The following is a 19,657-nucleotide window of genomic DNA, read 5'->3' on the forward strand; positions in this document are numbered from 1 at the left end:
GGAGCCCCTCCCCGGGGGTCCGGGAAGGGGCTCCGACCTGCTGGCGCGAGCGTCAGCTCGGGTTCGTGTCGATGGTGACGATGCGCTCCGCGGGGGTCTTGCCGCGCAGGGCCTTGCCGAGGGCGCCGACGACGTCCTGCGGGGTGACGGCCGTCTTCTGGCCGTTGCCGCGCATGATCAGCACGCCGTCGAAGGTGCTCCCGTAGGTCGCCTTGAGGGCTTCGAGGTCGTACTTCTCGACGAGGTGGCCGTCCACCGCCTGCATGCTGAGGATCTTGGGCAGGGACTTGGCGCCGAAGGGGATGGACTTGACGCCCGCCTTGACGGTGGCGGTCGCCGACATCGCGGGCTCGGCGAAGTCCTTCATGGCCCGGTCCAGTTCGGCCTGGTCGATGACCGGCTGCTTGGTGGCGACCGGGAGTTCGACCGGGGCGGCCTGGCCGGTGGCGACCATGTCGCGGAAGGCCTTCTTGACCAGGCTGACGGAGCCGTCCACGTCCAGCGTGGAGCCGGCCTTGCCGGGTACGGCGACGGCCTTGCCGGTGTCGAAGGTGATGGTGCCCTCGGTGGCGGAGCCGGCGGCGCCGGCGAGCTCCTGGAGGGCGACCTGGAGCTTCTCCTCGTCGACCGGCATCACGGGGTCGGCGACGCGCTCGTTGCCGAGGAGCGAGCCGATGACCGTGACGGGGTTGTAGTCGCTGCCCGCCGCATTGCGCACGGTGGTCTGGCTGTCCAGGACCAGGCCGGCCTTGTCGGGCTTCAGCTCGACCTGCTTGCCGCCGACGCTGAGCTGCAGGGGGGCCGCGGCGCGGTTGCCGAAGGCCGTCTGGAGTTTGGACACGGCCTCGTCGCGGCTGCCGCTGATGTCGACGCCGAGGACGGTGGTGCCCTTGGGGACGTCGGAGTGGTTCAGGAGCAGGCCGGCTCCGTAGGCCAGGCCGATGACGGCGACGACCGCGCCGCCGAGCAGGACGAGCTTGTTGCGGCCCTTCTTGGCGGGCTTGGCGGTGGCGGCCGCCTTGGCCGGGGCCTTGGCCGGGGCCGGGGCCTGGTCGGCCGGTTCCGGGGCGGCGGTGATCCGGGTGGGCACCGGCCGCGGGGTCGGGGCGGGGCCCGGGCCCGGGCCCGGGCGTCCCGGGGTGTCCAGCTCGGGGCCGGGCCAGCGGGGCGGCTGCTCGTCGACGGGGAAGGTGCCGAGCGCGGGGCCGCCGGTGGGGCCGGTCGGGGCGTCGCCCGGGCGGCCGTTCCCGTACGCGGGGAAGCCCTGGGTGGTGCCGACCCCGGGCCCGCCGACCGGCCGGACCCCGGGCGCGGCGGGGGCCGCGAACCCCTGGGCGGGAGTGTCGAAGACGGGTCCGGCTGGGCCGGGGCCATAGCCCGGGTCGCCGCCGGCCGGAGCCGAGGTGAAACCGGGGCCGGAGGGGCCCGCCGGGTCGAACCGGGGGCCGGGGGCGGGGCCGGGACCCGCCGGTGCACCCGGACGCGGACCCGCGGGACCTGCACCGGGACCGCGCCCCGGCCCACCCATGGCGGGAGCGCCCATGGCGGGAGCACCCGCAGCCGGAGCACCCATGCTCGGGGCACCCATCGCCGGAGCACCCACGCCGGGAGCACCCATGCTCGGAGCGCCCGCGCTCGGAGCACCCATCACGGGGGCACCCGTAGCCGGAGCACCCATGCCGGGAGCACCCATACTCGGGGCACCCATGGCAGGGCCACCCATCGGGGGAGCACTCGTCGTGGGAGCACCCGTCGCGGGGCCACCCATTGAGGGGGCACCAATGGCGGGGGCACCCATGGCGGGAGCGCCCATACTCGGAGCACCCATCGAGGGAGCGCCCATCGAGGGGCCACCCATGGCGGGAGCGCCCATCGAGGGGCCACCCATGGCGGGAGCGCCCATGCCCGGGGCGCCCATCGAGGGAGCACCCGCAGTCGGAGCGCCCATGCTCGGGCCGCCCATCGCCGGAGCGCCCGGGCGCGGGCCCGCGGGAGCACCCGCGCCCGCACCCCCACCCGGCGGCGGGGGCGGCGGCGTGGCCGCCTTGCGCGGGGCGAACCAGTTGCTGGCCGCCTCCTCCTGCGCGGCCTGCGCCGGCGCCGGCGCCGGCTCGGGCTCCGCGACGGGTTCGGGCGCGGGCTCGGGGGCCGGCTCGGCGGCCGCCGCCGCGACCGGAGTGCGTACGACCACGGGCGGAATCGGCCGCGAACCCGGGATGTTGATCCGGATCCGGGTCGTCAGGGTGGTCTCGGTCTTCGGCCCGTCGGAATCGGGCGTGGACGGCTTGGCAGTCACAGAGTTCCCCTCCGGGGCGGTCGCGGTAGCGTCCGTGGACGGATACTGGCCGGTTCCATACGGCGGCGTCCCCGAGGGGTAAGCGGCTCCACCGTGCCCCTTGGGCCCGGAGGACGAACTGTCAGTTTCACGACTCAAGGCAGGTTCTCCCGGTTGGCTCCGCCGCCCGTCATACCGTGCGCGGGCAGCTCGGCGGCCCGTCCACCATACTGGCCGCCGCCCGCCCGCAACTGACCCCCGGGAATGAAGGGTTCCCCTTGACCCCTTCCAAGTGCCTCCCGAGCCGCCCCCGACCCTCCGTCAACGCGCACTCCGGCGGAGTTCAACGGCACGTCACCTGCCGGGCCGCGCGGCCGAAACCGGCCTGTCCCCCGCACCGCGCATCGTGGCGCAGATCACAGCGAGCACGGCCCCGCCCAAAAGATAGGCATACATGCCGATTCCGGCGGAACTGAGCAGGAAGTCGCCTTCCGGCCTCGGCACGCTGAGGATCACGTACGCGAGGAACCAGCCGATCACCCCCACGCCCACCCCGAGCCCGGTCCCCACGGCGATCCGGCCGCCCAGGAACAGCCCGAAGAGGGCCAGCAGCGCCAGCACCAGCCCGCCGGGGAACCACAGGTCCACCACGAGCCAGCCGGCCGTCCCGGTGAGCACGCCCGCGACCAACAAGCCCAGCAGGACGGCGATCCGGCCCGGTGTCAGCGTCCCGTTCATGCCTGCACCCCCGCGAAGAGGTCCCGCTCGCGCTCGCCCGCCGGGGCGCCCGGCCGGCCCTCGACCAGCTCGTAGTACTCGCGGGCGAACAGCGGCTGCGCCAGGTCGTTGGAGAGCGCGAAGAAGGGGCCGTCCACGGCGATCTGGGTCTCGTGGGCGCGCATCGCGGCCGCCTTGGCCGCCACGGCGGTCTCGTCCGCCTCGATTTCGGCGGTGATCCGCTCGTCGGCCACCACCCCGGGCACGTCGTCCGGAGCCGCCAGCCCCGGGAAGGGCACCTTCGCCCCGGCCTCGCGCAGCCGCTCGAAGCCCTCCTCGACGACCGAGCGCGGGACGCGGTTCCAGTAGACCTTCCCGATCGCGTGCGGGGCTCCGAGGTCGCGGCGGTACGTCGGCTCCGCCGCCAGCTCGGCCGCCCGCATGGCGACGCGGTGGGCCTGGATGTGGTCGGGGTGCCCGTAACCGCCGTCCGGGTCGTAGGTGACCAGGACCTGCGGGCGCAGCTCGCGGATCACCTCCACGAGGTACGCCGCGGCCTCGTCCACGTCGGCGGACCAGAAGGCGCCCGGCCGGCGGTTCTGCTCGGCGCCCATCATCCCGGAGTCCCGGAAGCGGCCGGGGCCGCCGAGGAACCGGTGGTCGGTGACCCCGAGTTCGGCCATCGCCGCGGCGAGCTCGCCGATGCGGTGCGCGCCGAGGGCGTCGTCGCGGTCGGCCGCCAGGTGGGCGAGGCCGGGCGGGATGACCTCGCCCTCCTCGCCGAGGGTGCAGGTCACCAGGGCGACGTGGGCACCCTCGGCCGCGTACTTGGCCATGGTGACGCCGTTGTTGATCGACTCGTCGTCCGGGTGCGCGTGCACGAGGAGGAGGCGCCGGGCGGGAAGACCGTTCATGGGGCCAAGACTACGAGGCGAGTCCTACAACTTGAGGCCACTGATCATGCTGGCCACGTTCGTGGTGAGCTGGTCGAGCGTCGGGGCCATCGTCGAGCTCGCCAGATAGAAGCCGAGCAATACACAGACCACCGCGTGTCCCGCCTTCAGGCCCGACCTGCGGACCAGTAGGAAGACGATGACCGCCAGCAGCACCACGGCCGAGATCGAGAGTGCCACGGCGTTTCACCTCCACGTCGAGCGGATATCGGTACGCGTACTCGGTGCTCGGCAGACTCATACCCACCGTGCGCTACGGATCATAACTATCCGTACCAGCGCATCGATCGAATTCCGGCAGCACGAGGGGCGCATGCCGCGCACGCCCGGGGGCACGAAAACGCCGACCGGGGAGTCTGTACGCCTCCCCGGCCGGCTGTCGGCACCCGCACGGCCGCACTGCCCTCAGGCTGCCCGCCCCAGATCTCGGGGCGAAAACGGTCAAGTTGCCTACGTGTTAACCGCGTTGCGGTGGTGTCGGTGGCGTTCGGGACGGGTTCGCAGGGGTGGCGAGAAATGAGCGGCGGCCCGGGTCGGGCATTGTCGCGGTTCCGGCCGGTACGGGATGAAACCACCCGTATGGCCGACATGAGCCTCAAGGCCCGGCGCCCTGCTCCCTATTCCTTGGTCAGCGGAGTCGGGGGCGGCGGGGGCGGCGGGGGCGGAGGCGGGGGCGCGTCCGGACCGGTCTGCGGGACCACCTGCTTCTCGGCCGCGAAGTGGCAGGCCGAGGGGTGGGCCGCCGGCCCCGACGGGAAGACCTCCGGTACCGCCAGCAGCGGCACCTCCACGGTGCAGCGCTCCTGGGCCTTCCAGCAGCGGGTGCGGAAGCGGCAGCCCGAGGGCGGGTTGGCCGGGGAGGGCACGTCGCCGGTCAGGATGATCCGCTCGCGGTGCGCGCGGGCCTGCGGGTCCGGGACCGGAACGGCGGAGAGCAGCGCCTGGGTGTACGGGTGGGTCGGGTGGTCGTAGATCTGGGTGTCGGTGCCGATCTCGACGATCCGCCCCAGGTACATCACGCCGACCCGGTCGGAGATGTGCCGCACGATCGAGAGGTCGTGGGCGATGAACACGTAGGAGAGGTCGAACTCGTTCTGCAGCCGTTCCAGCAGGTTGACGACCTGGGCCTGGACGGACACGTCGAGGGCCGAGACGGGTTCGTCCGCGACGATGATCTCCGGTTGCAGGGCGAGGCCGCGGGCGATGCCGATGCGCTGGCGCTGGCCGCCGGAGAACTGGTGCGGGTAGCGGTTGATGTACTCCGGGTTCAGGCCGACCACGTCCAGCAGGTCCTGGACCTTGCGGCGCCGGTCGCCCTTGGGAGCCACCTCGGGGTGGATCTCGTACGGCTCGCCGATGATGTCGCCGACCGTCATGCGCGGGTTCAGCGAGGTGTACGGGTCCTGGAACACCATCTGGATGTTGCGGCGGACGGCCTTCAGGGCGCGGCCCGAGAGCTTGGTGAGGTCCTCGCCCTTGTAGCGGATCGCGCCGGCGGTCGGGCGCTCCAGGTTGACCAGCATCTTGGCGACGGTGGACTTGCCGCAGCCGGACTCGCCGACGATGCCGAGGGTCTCGCCGGCCCCCAGGTCGAAGGAGACCCCGTCCACGGCCTTGACCGCGCCGACGTGCTTCTTGAAGAGGATGCCCCGGGTCAGCGGGTAGTGCTTGACCAGGTCCCGGACTTCGAGGATGGCTTCAGGCACCGAGGCAGTCCTTCCAGAAGAAGCAGGCGCTGCTGCGGTCCCGCGCGACCGGCGCCAGCGGCGGGACGTCGCTGCGGCAGACGTCCTGCGCCATCGGGCAGCGCGGGTTGAAGGCGCAGCCGGGCGGGATGGCCAGCAGGTTCGGCGGGAGCCCCTTGATGGCGTACAGCTCCTGGCCCTTCTGGTCCAGGCGCGGGATGGAGTCCAGCAGGCCCCGGGTGTACGGGTGGGCGGGCGCCTTGTAGATCTCGTGGACCGGGGCCGCCTCGACGATCCGGCCGGCGTACATGACGGCGATCTTGTCGGCGACGTCGGCGACCACGCCCAGGTCGTGGGTGATCAGGATGAGCCCCATGTTGAGCTCGCGCTGGAGCTCGGCGAGCAGGTCCATGACCTGGGCCTGCACGGTGACGTCCAGCGCCGTCGTCGGCTCGTCCGCGATGATCAGCGAGGGCTCAAGGGCCATCGCCATGGCGATCATGATGCGCTGGCGCATGCCGCCGGAGAACTGGTGCGGGTAGTCGCCCACCCGTTCCTTGGCGGCCGGGATCTTCACCCGGTCCATCAGCTCGACGGCCTTGGCCCGGGCGTCCTTGCGGGACATCCCGCGGTGGACCTCGTACATCTCGCCGAGCTGCGCGCCCACGCTGAGCACGGGGTTGAGGGAGGACAGGGCGTCCTGGAAGATCATCGCCATGTCGGCGCCGCGGATCTTCCGGCGTTCCTCCTCCTTCATCTTCAGGAGGTCCTTGCCCTTGAACAGGATCTCGCCGCCCGCGATCCGGCCCGGCGGCACGTCCAGGATGCCCATCACGGCCTGCGCGGTCACCGACTTGCCCGAGCCGGATTCGCCGAGCACCGCGAGCGTCTCGCCCTCGTCCACCGAGTAGTTGACGCCGTTGACGGCCTTGGCGACTCCGTCCCGCGTGCGGAACTCCACATGGAGGTCGCGGACTTCGAGCAGCATGTGCGGGGCTCCTCAGCGCAGCTTGGGGTCGAGGGCGTCGCGCACCGCGTCGCCGAGCATGATGAAGGCGAGCACGGTCAGACTCAGCGCGCCCGCCGGGTAGAGCAGCATGTGCGGGGCGTTGCGGATCTGCGAGGCCGCGTTCGAGATGTCGATGCCCCAGGAGACCGTGGGCGGGCGCAGGCCCACGCCGAGGAAGGACAGCGTGGCCTCCAGGGCGATGTACGTGCCCAGCGCGATGGTGGCGACGACGATGACGGGCGCGACGGCGTTGGGCGCCACGTGCCGCAGCATCATCCGGCCGTTGCCGGCGCCGAGCGCCCGCGCGGCCTGGACGTAGTCGTTCTGTTTGGCGGTGATCACCGAGCCGCGGGCGATGCGGGCCAGCTGCGGCCAGCCCAGCAGCACGATGAAGCCGACCACGGGCCAGACGGTGGTGCTCGTGACGACGGACAGGAACACCAGGCCGCCCAGGACGACCGGGATGCCGAAGAAGATGTCCGCGACCCGGGACAGCAGCGCGTCGCCCCAGCCGCCGAAGAACCCGGCGAGCCCGCCGAGCACCGAGCCGAGCAGGGCGGCCCCCAGGGTGGCGCAGATGCCCACGGTGATGGAGGCGCGGGCGCCGTAGACGGTACGGGTGTACACGTCGCAGCCCTGGGTGTCGTAGCCGAAGGGGTGGCCGGGGGCGGAGCCCTGCTGGGACTTGGACAGGTCGCACTTGAGGGGGTCGCCGCTCGCGATGAGCTGCGGCCAGATCGCGAGGACGACGAGGAAGAGGATCAGCAGGGCGGAGACGATGAAGACGGGGTTGCGGCGCAGCTGGTGCCAGGCGTCGGACCACAGGGACCGGGCCTTCTCCGTCCGGGCGTCCGGCCCGGGGCCCTTCGCGATGCCCTCGATGCTTTCGGCCTCTTCCAGGGCGAGGTCCATGGCCCCGCCCTGTCCGGTCGGGGACATCGCCTCGTTCGGGCGGGGGCCGACGGGGTCGTAGCCGCCGCGGTCTTCGGGGCGCTCGGGCTCAGGCATAACGGATCCTCGGGTCCAGGACCGCGTAGAGCAGGTCGACGAGCAGGTTCGCCAGTAGGAAGACGATGACGAGGATGGTCACGAAGCCGACCACGGTCGGGGCGTTGTTGCGCAGGATGCCCTGGTAGAGCTGGTAGCCGACGCCGTGGATGTTGAAGATCCGCTCGGTGACGATCGCGCCGCCCATCAGGGCGCCGATGTCGGTTCCGATGAAGGTGACCACGGGGATCAGCGAGTTGCGCAGCAGGTGCCGGGTGATGACCCGGCGCCGCGGCAGGCCCTTGGCGACGGCGGTGCGCACGTAGTCGGCTTTCACGTTCTCGGCGATCGAGGTGCGGGAGAGCCGGGTGACGTACGCGAGGGAGACCAGTGCGAGGACGATGCCGGGCAGGATCAGCTCGTCGAAGGGGGCGTCCGGGGAGACGGTGGGCCGCACCCAGCCCCACTTGACCCCGAAGAGGAACTGGAGCAGGTAGCCGGTGACGAAGGTGGGCACCGAGATGACGACGAGGGTGAGCACCAGCAGGGTGGTGTCGATGGCCTTGCCGCGGCGCAGGCCGCTGACCACGCCCAGGGTGATGCCGACGATGATCTCGATGACGATCGCGACGATGGTCAGACGCAGGGTGACGGGGAAGGCCGTGGACATCAGGGAGGTGACCTTCTGTCCGTTGAAGGCCGTGCCGAAGTCGCCCTTGAAGATCTGGCCCATGTAGTGGAGGTACTGCTCCCACAGGGGCCGGTCGAGGTAGAGGTCCTTGCGGATGCGCGCGGCGGTGGCGGGGTCGGGGGCCTTGTCCCCGAAGAGGGCCGCGACCGGGTCGCCGAGCGCGTACACCATGAAGAAGATCAGGAACGTGCTGCCGATGAACACCGGGATCATCTGGAGCAGCCGCCGGATCACATAACGTCCCATGGACTGCTCCAGGATCGATCCGTCGGTGGGTCAGCTGACCTTGATCTGGTCGTAGACCGGAACGCTGAACTGGTTGAGCGCCACGTCCGAGATCCGCTCGGAGTGGCCGGCGCTGCCGTTCTGGTACCAGAGCGGGATGGACGGCATCTGCTCGGCGAGGATCTTCTCGGCGTCGCGGAACTTGCCAGTGGCCTTGGCCGCGTCGCTCTCCCGGTTCGCCTCGTCGACGAGGGCGTCGAAGTCCTTGTTGTTGAACTTCCCGTAGTTGGAGGAGGCGTTGGTGTAGTAGAGCGGCTCCAGGAAGTTCTGGATCAGCGGGTAGTCGGCCTGCCAGCCGGAGCGGAACGGGCCGGTCAGCTTGAAGCTGCTCTGCTGGTTGCGGAAGTCGGCGAAGGTGCCGACCGGGTTGACCGTGCAGACGGGTCCCTCGCCCAGCGCGTTGTTGATGCTGTTGCAGACGGCGTCCATCCAGTCGCGGTGCGATCCGGTGTCGACGTTCGAGGTCAGCGTGACCTTGCCGCCGGGCAGTCCGCCGCCCTCCTGGATGAGCTTCTTGGCCTCGGCCGGGTCGTAGGCGCAGGCGTCGCCGCAGGCCGTGGCGGAGAAGCCGCCCTTGTCGCCGAGGGCCGGCGAGGTCCAGTCCTTGGCCGGGGTTCGGGTCTCGCGGAAGATCTGCTTGGTGATCTCGTCTCGGTTGATGGCCCGCGAGATGCCCTGGCGGACCTTCTCCATGCCCGGCTTGCTCCACTGGGCGTCGTACAGCGGGAAGGTGAGGGTCTGGATGATCAGGGCGGGCTGGTTGATGTAGCGGTCGCCGAGGTCGTTCTTGACGTTCTTCAGCTGCTGCGCCGGGACGTCGTCGACGAGGTCGAGGTTGCCGGAGATCAGGTCGGTGTAGGCGGTGTTGTTGTCGGTGTAGACCTTCAGGTCCACGCCGCCGTTCTGCGCCTTGTCCTCGCCGGTGTACGCCTCCCACTTGCGCAGCTTCATGCCGGTGCCCTTGGTGTACGAGTCCACCGTGTACGGGCCGTTGCCGACGGGCTTGTTCAGCCAGCCGGCGTGGTCGGTGAAGAAGCTCTGGGGCAGCGGGGAGAACGCCTGGTAGCCGAGGGTCTCGGGCCAGGTGGAGAACTTCTCCTTGAGGGCGACCGTGAAGGTCTTGTCGTCCTTGACGACCAGACCGGACATGGTCTTGGTCTTGGGGTCGCCGGAGGCGGGGTGCAGGTCGTCGTAGCCGACGATGTCGGAGAAGAACGGCGAGTTGTTCTGCTTGTTGCGCACGTCCGCCGCGTAGTTCCACGCGTCCACGAAGGACTTGGCGGTCACCGGCTCGTCGTTGCTGAACTTCCAGCCGTCCTTCAATGTGATCGTGAAGTTCTGGCTGTCGGTCGTCTCGATCTTCTCGGCGACCATGTTCTTGGCCTCGCCGGTCTTGGGGTCGTACCGCTTCAGGCCCCGGAAGAGCATGTCGAGGACCTTGCCGCCCTGCACCTCGTTGGTGTTGGCCGGCTCCAGCGGGTTCTGCGGGTCACCCCACGAGGAGCTGATGATTCCCGCGCCACCGCCCCCGCCGCTGTCGCTTCCGCCGCCGCAGGCCGTCGCCGCGAGGGCGACGGCCACCGCACATGCGGCCCACTTGGCGTGGGTGGCTCCGCGCATGGAGTGCCTCCTATGGATCCCAAGACTCACTTGGGGCCAATGTCACCCCATATGGGGTTCCGTGCACTCCCGGTTGGACCGATTGCACCCGCGCGCCGAGCGCCTGTCACCCCTGCGAGTGCAAAGGGAGCTCCCAGGTGTCGACCGCGAAGTGCACGGCCATGCCGTGCGCCTCGTACAGCGCGAGTGCGCCGGTTTCGTTGTCGGTGTCCACGCCGAGGCCCAGGGTGTCGCGGCCGCGCGCCGCGTAGGCGGCGAAGCCGTGGCGCAGCAGGTACGAGCCGATGCCCCGGCCGCGCAGGTGCTCGGCGACGCCGATGTGGCTCACCCACCCCATGCTGGTGCGGTCGTCCCGGGTCAGCAGGACCCCGACGTCGCCGTGGCCGGGCAGGCCGGCGATCCAGACCAGCGACCAGTCCAGGCCGCGTCCGTCGATGTGGTCCAGCCAGGCCTCGTACGGGCGGTCCACGTGGCCGAAGTGCCGGGCGAAGGTCTCCTCGACCAGGGCGTGGGCCCGTTTCCGGTCGGCCTCGTCGGCGGCGCAGTCGCGCAGGGTGAGCCCGGGGGGCGCCGCCGGGGCGGTGGCGGCGGCCTCGTCGAGGGCCCGGGTCATCACCTGGTAGTGGCGGACGGTGCGGTAGCCGCGGGCGGTGAGCAGGCCGAGGTCGAGGGTGGGCTTCGCGTTGAGCTGGAGGCGCAGCCGGCCCTCCCGCTCGCCGCCGTTCATCTCGTGGGCCCGGGCCTCCATCAGCTCCAGCAGCCGGACGGCGGCCTCGTCGTGGCCGGGCAGTACGTAGTGGTCGCAGTCGATGCGGCCGGGACCGGAGTCGGCCCAGACCAGGCCGTAGGCGACGAGCCGCCCGTCGGCGAAGGCGAGCCAGGAGTCGGTGGCGAGGTCGACGCCGGGGTGCAGGAGGTCGGCCTCGACGGTGCCCAGGTCGGTCTCGGGGCGGCCGATCTCGATCACGTCGACGGCGTTGAGGAGGGCGCACACGTCCGCGGCGTCCCCGGGCCCGGCGGGCCTCACGGTCAGCATGCGAACCCCCGCTGGTCGTGCTGGGTCTCGGTCATCCGGCCACTGTCGGCCGGGGTGCCGGGCGGACGCAACCGGCTTTTTCAGGCCGTCGCCGTCACCATCACCGTCGCCGTCGCCCCGGGGCGGACGCCGGAGCGCCCGGGCCGGAGGGATCCGGCCCGGGCGCCCGGGAGTGCGTACCGCTGTGCGGGATCAGACGGCCAGGATGGCCTTCTCCTCCGCGAAGTGGCAGGCCGACTCGTGCGCGGCCGGGGTGTCCACACCCTGGAAGCGCGTCGGGATCGCCAGCAGCGGCTCCTCCGTGGAGCAGCGCTCCTCGGCCTTCCAGCAGCGGGTGCGGAAGCGGCAGCCCGACGGCGGGTTGGCCGGGGAGGGCACGTCGCCGGTCAGGATGATCCGATCGCGGCCCTCGCGGGCGTCCGGGTCCGGGACCGGGACGGCGGAGAGCAGCGCCTGCGTGTACGGGTGGGTCGGGTGGTCGTAGATCTGCGCGTCGGTGCCGATCTCGGCCATCTTGCCGAGGTACATGACGCCCACGCGGTCCGAGATGTGCCGGACGATCGACAGGTCGTGCGCGATGAAGACGTAGGACAGGTTGAACTCGTCCTGGAGCTTCTCCATCAGGTTGATGACCTGTGCCTGCACCGACACGTCGAGCGCGGAGACCGGCTCGTCGCAGATGATGATCTCCGGGTTGAGCGCGAGGCCGCGGGCGATGCCGATGCGCTGGCGCTGGCCGCCGGAGAACTGGTGCGGGTACCGGTTGATGTACTCCGGGTTCAGGCCCACGACGTCCAGGAGCTCCTGGACCTTGCGGCGCCGGTCGCCCTTGGGAGCCACCTCGGGGTGGATCTCGTACGGCTCGCCGATGATGTCGCCGACCGTCATACGCGGGTTCAGCGAGGTGTACGGGTCCTGGAACACCATCTGGATGTTGCGGCGGACGGCCTTCAGGGCCTTGCCGGACAGCTTGGTGATGTCCTGGCCCTTGTAGAAGACCTCGCCTGCGGTGGCCTTCTCCAGGCTCATCAGCAGCTTGGCGACGGTGGACTTGCCACAGCCGGACTCGCCGACGATGCCGAGGGTCTCGCCCCGGTAGAGGTCGAAGGAGACGCCGTCGACGGCCTTGACCGCTCCGACCTGCTTCTTGAACAGGATGCCCTGGGTCAGCGGGAAGTGCTTGACCAGGTTGCGGACCTGGAGGATCGGCTCGCGCTCAAGGGCGTTCTTGGTGAGCTCAGCCATGGATCTGCTCCTTCCAGAAGTGGCACGCGCTGGTGCGGCCGGCCATTTCGGTGCCGTCCTGCTCGGACACCGGGTGCAGGACCGGAACGTCGGTACGGCAGATGTCCTGCGCCTTCGGGCAGCGCGGGTTGAAGGCGCAGCCCGAGGGGATGTTCAGCAGGTTGGGCGGCAGGCCCTTGATCGCGTAGAGCTCCTGGCCCTTCTGGTCCAGGCGCGGGATCGAGTCCAGCAGACCGCGGGTGTACGGGTGCGCCGGGCGCTTGTAGATCTCGTGGACCGGGGCGTTCTCGACGATCCGGCCGCCGTACATGACGGCGATCTTGTCCGCGACGTCGGCGACGACGCCGAGGTCGTGGGTGATCAGGATCAGACCCATGTTCATCTCGCGCTGGAGCTCCGCGAGCAGGTCCATGACCTGGGCCTGGACCGTCACGTCGAGAGCCGTGGTGGGCTCGTCGGCGATGATCAGGTCGGGCTCCAGGGCCATCGCCATGGCGATCATGATGCGCTGGCGCATACCGCCGGAGAACTGGTGCGGGTAGTCCCCCACGCGCGCCTTGGCGGCGGGGATCTTCACGCGGTCCATGAGCTCGACGGCCTTGGCCGTGGCGTCCTTCTTGGACATCCCGCGGTGGACGCGGAACATCTCGCCGAGCTGGGCGCCCACGCTGTGCACCGGGTTCAGCGAGGAGAGCGCGTCCTGGAAGATCATGGCGATCTTCTGGCCGCGGATCTTGCGGAAGTCCTCGGCCGGGAGCTTCAGCAGGTCCGTGCCCTGGAAGAGGATCTCGCCGGACGGGATCTTGCCGGGGGGCATGTCGAGGATGCCCATGATGGCCTGCGCCGTCACGGACTTGCCCGAGCCGGACTCGCCGAGGACGGCGAGGGTCTCGCCGGCGTTCACGGAGTACGAGACTCCGTTGACGGCCTTGGCGACACCGTCGCGGGTGTGGAACTCGACGTGCAGGTCGCGCACTTCGAGCAGGGGGGTCCCCTCCGGCGCCGAGCGCGGCGCGGGGACGTTCGAGGTCTTGTCGATGATGGTCAACGTACGCCCTTCCTCAGCGCAGCTTCGGGTCGAGGGCGTCGCGCACCGCGTCGCCGACCATGATGAACGCGAGCACGGTGACGCTCAGCGCGGCGGCCGGGAAGAGGAGCACGTGCGGAGCCTGCAGCCAGCGGTCCTTCGCATCGCTGACCATCAGACCCCAGGAGATCTCCGGGGACTGCACACCGATGCCGAGGAACGACAGGGCCGCCTCGGAGGAGATGTAGACACCCAGGCTGATCGCACCGACCACGATGACGGGGGCGATGGCGTTCGGCAGGATGTGCCGCATCGTGATGCGCATGGTGCCGGCACCGAGGGCACGGGCGGCGACCACGTAGTCGTTGTTCTTGTTCTGCAGCACCGAGGAACGCATGATGCGGAAGATCTGCGGCCAGCCGAGGGTGGCGAGCACGACCGACACGGTCCAGGCGTTGCCCTTGCCGAGACCCGACATGATCAGCATGCCGCCGAGCAGCAGCGGGATCGCGAAGAAGATCTCGGTGAAGCGGGACAGCAGGCTGTCGATGATGCCGCCGACCCAGCCGGCCAGCAGGCCGAGCAGACCGCCGACGATGAGCACCAGGGTGGTGCTCACGACACCGACGATGACGGAGTTGCGGGCGGCCCACACGGTACGCGTGTAGACGTCGCAGCCCTGGACGTCGAAGCCGAACCAGTGGTCCGAGCTCGGCTTCTTGAGCGAGTCCTGGAGCTTGCACGCAGTGGCCTCGAAGGGGCTGCCGGGGGTGAACCACTGCGGCGCGATCGACAGCACCAGCATGAAGAGCACCAGCACGGCGCCGACCAGGAAGATCGGGTTGCGGCGCAGGTCGGAGATGGCGTCGGACCAGAGGCTGGCCTCGCGCGCCTTCTTCTGCTTGCCGCGCTTGCCGGGCTGGGCGGCCGGGCCGGCGGGGGCTTCGGTGGTCTGGGTGCCGGTCAACTCGTCCCCCACCGTTGTTGTGTCACGCATAGCGGATCCTCGGGTCAAGCACTGCGTAGAGCAGGTCCACGGCCAGGTTGGCGACGAGGTACACGATGATCAGGAGCGAGACGACGCCCACGATCACGGTGCCCTCCTTCCGGTACACCGACTCGGCCAGCAGGCCGCCGATCCCGTGGATGTTGAAGATCTTCTCGGTGATGACCGCGCCACCCATCAGGGAGCCGAGGTCGGCGCCGAGGAAGGTGACGATCGGGATCAGGGCGTTGCGCAGCGCGTGGCGTCCGACGACGCGGCGGCGGGGCAGTCCCTTGGCCGTGGCGGTGCGCACGTAGTCCGCGCGCATCGTCTCCATCAGAGAGGTACGGGTCAGTCGGGCCACGTACGCCAGCGAGGTCGAGGCGAGTACCAGCGCCGGGAGGAGGTAGGCGCGGATGCCGTAGTTCTCGTTGAAGGAGACGGGGAAGAAGTCGATGCCCCAGCTGTTCTTGAGCTGTACGCCCAGCGTCAGCTGGAGGATGAAGCCGCTCACGAAGACCGGGATCGAGATGACCAGCAGGGTGGACAGGAGCACCAGCTGGTCGAGGAACTTGCCACGGCGCAGGGCGGCCATGATGCCCGCGAGGACGCCGACGGCGGCTTCGATGGCGAAGGCGATGAAGGCCAGGTTCACCGTGTACGGGAAGGCCTCGGTGATCTTGTCCCAGACGGAGCGTCCCGTCAGGGTCTCGCCGAAGTTGCCCGTCGCGAGGTTGGAAATGTAGTTCCAGTACTGCGACAGGAACGAGTCGTTGAGGTGGTACTTCTCGCGAAGCATCGCCGCAACGAGCGGGTCTGCCTTCTTCTCTCCGGCCAGTGCCTGAATCGGGTCACCGGGGAGCTTGAAAGACAGCCAGTAGATGAGGAACGTGGCACCGATCAGAACAGGGATCGCCTGTATGAGTCGGCGGATGAGGTAGCGGCCCATCAGACCTCCAACGAAGAGCAGGGGGAAGGGGCAGGCAGACGGAAACCTGATTCCGTCTGCCCGCCCCCGGTGTCCCCTTGGTGAAGAGGGGTGTTAGTTGAGCTCGACGTTCGCCAGGTCCATGCGGCCCTGTGCGTCGACCTCGACGTTCTTCACGGTCTTGGAGTAGGCCGAAGAAGACATGTACGTGAAGACCGGGATGTACGGCAGGTCCTTGATGATGATGTCATCGGCTTCCTGGTACAGCTTCTGGCCCTGAGCGGCGTCGGTGGCCTTGTCGGCCTCGGCGAGCTTCGCCTCGAACGCCTCGTTCACGTAGTGGCCGTAGTTGGAGCCGTTCTCGATCGCGACCTTCGAGAAGATCGGACGCAGGTAGTTCTCCGCGGCCGGGTAGTCCATGGACCACGCCATGCGGAAGCCGCCCTTGTACTTCGAAGCGCCCAGGTCGTCCAGCATGTCGCCGAACTTGGTGAACGGCTTGGCGGTGACCTCGATGCCGAGGTTCGCCTTCAGCTGGTTGGCGACGGCCTCGATCCACTCCTTGTGGCCGCCGTCGGCGTTGTAGCCGAGCTCGATCTTGTTGCCCGGGATGCCGCCGGCCTGGGTGTAGAGCTCCTTGGCCTTGGTCGGGTTGTAGGTCCCGGCCTCGCCCAGCGCGCCCTTGCGGTAGCCCGGGATGATCGGGCTGATGAAGTCGTCGGCCGGCTTGCGGGTGCCGTTGAAGATGGTCTTCGTGATGGCGTCCCGGTCGATGGCCATGGAGATCGCCTTGCGGATCTCCACCTTGCCGAAGGCCTCGGGGTTCTGCTCGAGCGGGAGGCCGATGTAGCCGACGCCGGACTCGGGCTTGTAGATGTAGCGGTCGCCGAACTCCTGGGAGACGGTGGCCATCGCCGAGATCGGGAGCTTGTCGACGATCTGGAGGGTGTCGGCGCGCAGGTCGTTGTACGCCGTGTCCAGGTTGTCGTAGATCTTGAAGGTGACGCCCTCGAGCTTCGCCTTGTCGCCGGCGAACTTGTCGTAGCGCTTGATCTTGATCTGCTTGTTGTGCTCCCAGGCGCCGTCCATCTGGAACGGGCCGTTGCCGATCGGAGCCTCGCCGAACTTCTTCGGGTCGGCCTCGAACGCCTTGGGCAGCGGGTAGAAGGCGTTGTAGCCCAGCATCGTCTTGAACTGGGAGAACGGGTCCTTCAGGGTGACGGTGAAGGTCTTCTCGTCGACGACCTTCAGGCCCTTGAGCTCCTTGGCGGTGGGCTTCTTGTCCTTGCCCGGCGCCAGCTCCTCGGAGCCTTCGATCTTCGAGAAGAACGGCAGGCCCTCGGCCGCGTTGTCCTGGTTGGCGCCCCAGTTCCAGGCACGGACGAAGGACGCAGCGTCGACCTTCTCACCGTTGTGGAAGGTGTAGCCGTCCTTGATCTTGATCGTCCAGGTCTTCGAGTCCGTGGTGTCGATGGCCTCGGCGACCGCGAGCTTCGGCTCGTTGGTCTTGTTGTCGTAGTCGACCAGGCCGACGAAGAGGGCGTTGAGAACCTCGGCACCCTCGGACTCGGCGGTGTTCTGACCCACCAGGCCGTGCTGCGGCTCGCCGAGCACCACGGTGATGTTTCCGCCGGACTTGCCGGCGTTCGAGTCCTTGCTGGTGCTGCATGCGGTGGCGGCCATCGCCACGATGACGGCACCCGCGACCCACTTGGCGCTCGTTGCTCCGCGCATGGGTAATTGCCTCCTCAGGAGTCACTGTCGATACGTGAAGGAACCGGCATCGCTGACACCCCTGACAGCGAAATCCGGACCCGTCGTGTGTGCTCGTGAGTCGACGCTCCCCACAGCGTGTGACCCATTGACCCGAGCTCAATGGAGCCATCCTCAGGGACACCCAGACCGTAAACCACACTTAAGTGGTCTCGTTTTCACAACATCGCCGCAGGTCGAAAACCCGAAATCCGGACAAACGGATAGGAGACAGACACGTGCGAAACGGACGGTTAGCTCATCTTCCGGAGTGTCACGGTCGGAATGCGGACACCAGAACGCAGCAATCCGGTTGACAAACGCGAACAGCCCCTCCCGCCACAGACAACTGTGGGGAAGGGGCTGCTCGTTGGAGCCGTGCCCTAGCGGCGTACGGGAACTACCGCACTACTTGGCGGACTTGGCGCGCGACGCGGTGCGCGAGCGCTCCTTCTGGTCCAGGACGACCTTGCGGATGCGGACGGCCTCCGGGGTCACCTCGACGCACTCGTCGTCGCGGCAGAACTCCAGGGACTGCTCCAGGGAGAGCTTGCGGGGCGGCACCACGTTCTCGGTGTTGTCCGCGGAAGCCGCACGCATGTTGGTGAGCTTCTTCTCCTTGGTGATGTTCACGTCCATGTCGTCGGAGCGCGAGTTCTCACCGACGATCATGCCCTCGTAGACCTCGGTGCCGGGCTCGGTGAACAGGACACCGCGCTCCTGGAGGTTGATCATCGCGAACGGGGTGACCGCACCGGCGCGGTCGGCGACCAGCGAACCGTTGTTACGGGTGACCAGCTGGCCGAACCACGGCTCGTGGCCCTCGTGGATCGAGTGGGCGATGCCCGTACCGCGGGTGTTCGTCAGGAACTCCGTACGGAAGCCGATGAGACCGCGCGACGGGACGACGAACTCCATGCGGACCCAGCCGGAGCCGTGGTTCGACATGTTGTCCATGCGGCCCTTGCGGACGCCCATGAGCTGCGTGACCGCGCCCATGTGCTCCTCGGGGACGTCGACCGTCATACGCTCGACCGGCTCGTGCACCTTGCCGTCGATCTCCTGCGTGACGACCTGCGGCTTGCCGATGGTCAGCTCGAAGCCCTCGCGGCGCATCTGCTCGACCAGGATGGCGAGCGCGAGCTCACCGCGGCCCTGGACCTCCCAGGCGTCGGGACGCTCGGTGTCGAGCACGCGCAGCGAGACGTTACCGATCAGCTCGCGGTCGAGGCGGTCCTTGACCTGGCGCGCGGTGACCTTGCGGTCCTTGACCGCGGACTTGGCGTCCGCGCCCTTGCCCGTGCCGCCGCGGCCGACCATCGGGGAGGTGTTCGTACCGATGGTCATGGAGATCGCCGGCTCGTCGACCGAGATCAGCGGGAGCGCGATCGGGTTCTCCGGGTCGGCCAGGGTCTCGCCGATCATGATGTCGGGGATACCGGCGACCGCGCAGATGTCACCCGGGCCCGCCACCTCGGCCGGCTTGCGGGTGAGCGCCTCGGTCATCATCAGCTCGGTGATGCGGACGTTCGACTGGCTGCCGTCGCGCTTGATCCAGGTGACGGTCTGGCCCTTGCGCAGCTCGCCCTGCTCGACGCGCAGGAGCGCGATGCGGCCGAGGAAGTTGTCGGCGTCCAGGTTGGTGACGTGGGCCTGGAGGGGCGCCTCGTCGTCGTAGACCGGGGCGGGGACGTGCTCCAGGATCGTGGAGAAGAACGGCTCCAGGCTGTCGCTGTCCGCGGGGACGGTGCCGTCCTCCGGCTTGGTCAGCGAGGCGATGCCGTCGCGGCCGCACGCGTAGACGATCGGGAACTCGATCTGGTCCTCGGTGGCGTCCAGGTCCAGGAAGAGGTCGTACGTGTCGTTGACGACCTCGTCGATCCGGGAGTCCGGGCGGTCGGTCTTGTTGATGCAGAGGATGACCGGCATGTTCGCCTGCAGAGCCTTGCGCAGGACGAAGCGGGTCTGGGGCAGCGGACCCTCGGAGGCGTCCACCAGCAGAACGACGGCGTCCACCATCGACAGACCGCGCTCGACCTCACCACCGAAGTCGGCGTGGCCGGGGGTGTCGATGATGTTGATCGTGATCGGGGCCCCGCCGTCCTTGGGGTGATACTTCACCGCCGTGTTCTTGGCGAGGATCGTGATGCCCTTCTCACGCTCCAGGTCGTTCGAGTCCATCATGCGGTCGTCGAGCTGCTGGTGGGCGGCGAAGGCACCGGCCTGCTTGAGCATGGCATCGACGATGGTCGTCTTGCCATGGTCGACGTGGGCGACGATGGCGACGTTACGGATGTCGTGGCGCGTGGGCACTTCGGCGCTTCTCCCGGGATCGTGGATGGCGTCGCGTACGGCCTGGCACGCGCGCCTCGACCGGGCGAAAACCTGCCACGGCCTTACCCCATCGTACGTCGCGTGGCGGGAACCGCCTGCCGGGGGGTCTGTCAAGAGGCCGGACGAAT

The 19,657-nt window shown here is 69.2% G+C and carries 17 protein-coding genes; 1 reads left to right on the forward strand and 16 read right to left on the reverse strand.

Translation table 11 applies throughout. The features are described from left to right. Positions 1-52 precede the first annotated feature (52 nt). Positions 53-1,543, reverse strand: a complete 1,491-nt coding sequence (locus AB0M99_RS10760; RefSeq protein ID WP_365918758.1) for a hypothetical protein — start codon at positions 1,541-1,543, stop codon at positions 53-55. Between the two features lie 403 nt (positions 1,544-1,946). On the opposite strand from AB0M99_RS10760, the gene AB0M99_RS10765 reads away from it, so the two are divergent. Next, complete coding sequence (locus AB0M99_RS10765) at positions 1,947-2,378, forward strand: hypothetical protein (RefSeq protein WP_365918760.1); 432 nt, start codon at positions 1,947-1,949, stop codon at positions 2,376-2,378. A 251-nt stretch (positions 2,379-2,629) separates the two neighbouring features. On the opposite strand, the gene AB0M99_RS10770 is transcribed toward AB0M99_RS10765, so the two are convergent. The 15 genes from AB0M99_RS10770 to typA form a co-directional block, all read right to left on the reverse strand. Continuing rightward, positions 2,630-3,013 (reverse strand): DUF6113 family protein, encoded by a 384-nt coding sequence (locus tag AB0M99_RS10770; protein ID WP_365918762.1) that lies wholly within the window; start codon positions 3,011-3,013, stop codon positions 2,630-2,632. Beyond that, positions 3,010-3,906 (reverse strand): N-acetyl-1-D-myo-inositol-2-amino-2-deoxy-alpha-D-glucopyranoside deacetylase, encoded by an 897-nt coding sequence (gene mshB, locus AB0M99_RS10775; RefSeq protein ID WP_365918764.1) that lies wholly within the window; start codon positions 3,904-3,906, stop codon positions 3,010-3,012. Before mshB ends, AB0M99_RS10770 begins: the two co-directional genes overlap by 4 nt. A 24-nt stretch (positions 3,907-3,930) precedes the next feature. Then, positions 3,931-4,125, reverse strand: a complete 195-nt coding sequence (locus AB0M99_RS10780) for a hypothetical protein (protein ID WP_365918766.1) — start codon at positions 4,123-4,125, stop codon at positions 3,931-3,933. Positions 4,126-4,562: 437 nt separating this feature from the next. Beyond that, complete coding sequence (locus AB0M99_RS10785; RefSeq protein WP_365918768.1) at positions 4,563-5,651, reverse strand: dipeptide ABC transporter ATP-binding protein; 1,089 nt, start codon at positions 5,649-5,651, stop codon at positions 4,563-4,565. Further along, complete coding sequence (locus AB0M99_RS10790; protein ID WP_365918770.1) at positions 5,644-6,618, reverse strand: ABC transporter ATP-binding protein; 975 nt, start codon at positions 6,616-6,618, stop codon at positions 5,644-5,646. The genes AB0M99_RS10785 and AB0M99_RS10790 overlap by 8 nt, the downstream gene beginning before the upstream one ends. A gap of 12 nt (positions 6,619-6,630) precedes the next feature. Next, positions 6,631-7,647, reverse strand: coding sequence for an ABC transporter permease (locus AB0M99_RS10795; protein ID WP_365918772.1), 1,017 nt, complete (start codon positions 7,645-7,647; stop codon positions 6,631-6,633). Continuing rightward, on the reverse strand, positions 7,640-8,563 hold the full coding sequence (locus AB0M99_RS10800; protein ID WP_365918774.1) for an ABC transporter permease: 924 nt from the start codon (positions 8,561-8,563) through the stop codon (positions 7,640-7,642). The genes AB0M99_RS10795 and AB0M99_RS10800 overlap by 8 nt, the downstream gene beginning before the upstream one ends. A gap of 30 nt (positions 8,564-8,593) precedes the next feature. Further along, on the reverse strand, positions 8,594-10,222 hold the full coding sequence (locus AB0M99_RS10805) for an ABC transporter substrate-binding protein (protein WP_365918776.1): 1,629 nt from the start codon (positions 10,220-10,222) through the stop codon (positions 8,594-8,596). A 106-nt stretch (positions 10,223-10,328) separates the two neighbouring features. Further along, entirely contained in the window at positions 10,329-11,258 is a 930-nt protein-coding gene (locus tag AB0M99_RS10810) for a GNAT family N-acetyltransferase (RefSeq protein ID WP_365918778.1), read from the reverse strand. Positions 11,259-11,450: 192 nt separating this feature from the next. Further along, on the reverse strand, positions 11,451-12,503 hold the full coding sequence (locus tag AB0M99_RS10815) for a dipeptide ABC transporter ATP-binding protein (RefSeq protein WP_365918780.1): 1,053 nt from the start codon (positions 12,501-12,503) through the stop codon (positions 11,451-11,453). Next, complete coding sequence (locus AB0M99_RS10820; protein ID WP_365918782.1) at positions 12,496-13,551, reverse strand: ABC transporter ATP-binding protein; 1,056 nt, start codon at positions 13,549-13,551, stop codon at positions 12,496-12,498. Before AB0M99_RS10820 ends, AB0M99_RS10815 begins: the two co-directional genes overlap by 8 nt. Before the next feature lie 13 nt (positions 13,552-13,564). Then, positions 13,565-14,527 (reverse strand): ABC transporter permease, encoded by a 963-nt coding sequence (locus tag AB0M99_RS10825; RefSeq protein WP_365918784.1) that lies wholly within the window; start codon positions 14,525-14,527, stop codon positions 13,565-13,567. Continuing rightward, positions 14,520-15,464, reverse strand: a complete 945-nt coding sequence (locus tag AB0M99_RS10830) for an ABC transporter permease (protein ID WP_365918785.1) — start codon at positions 15,462-15,464, stop codon at positions 14,520-14,522. The genes AB0M99_RS10825 and AB0M99_RS10830 overlap by 8 nt, the downstream gene beginning before the upstream one ends. Positions 15,465-15,557: 93 nt before the next feature. Then, positions 15,558-17,177, reverse strand: coding sequence for an ABC transporter substrate-binding protein (locus tag AB0M99_RS10835; protein WP_365918786.1), 1,620 nt, complete (start codon positions 17,175-17,177; stop codon positions 15,558-15,560). Positions 17,178-17,603: 426 nt separating this feature from the next. After that, on the reverse strand, positions 17,604-19,508 hold the full coding sequence (typA, locus tag AB0M99_RS10840; protein ID WP_365918787.1) for a translational GTPase TypA: 1,905 nt from the start codon (positions 19,506-19,508) through the stop codon (positions 17,604-17,606). Between the last annotated feature and the right edge of the window lie 149 nt (positions 19,509-19,657).

This window comes from Streptomyces sp. NPDC051183 (assembly GCF_040682455.1).
Classification (GTDB): domain Bacteria; phylum Actinomycetota; class Actinomycetes; order Streptomycetales; family Streptomycetaceae; genus Streptomyces.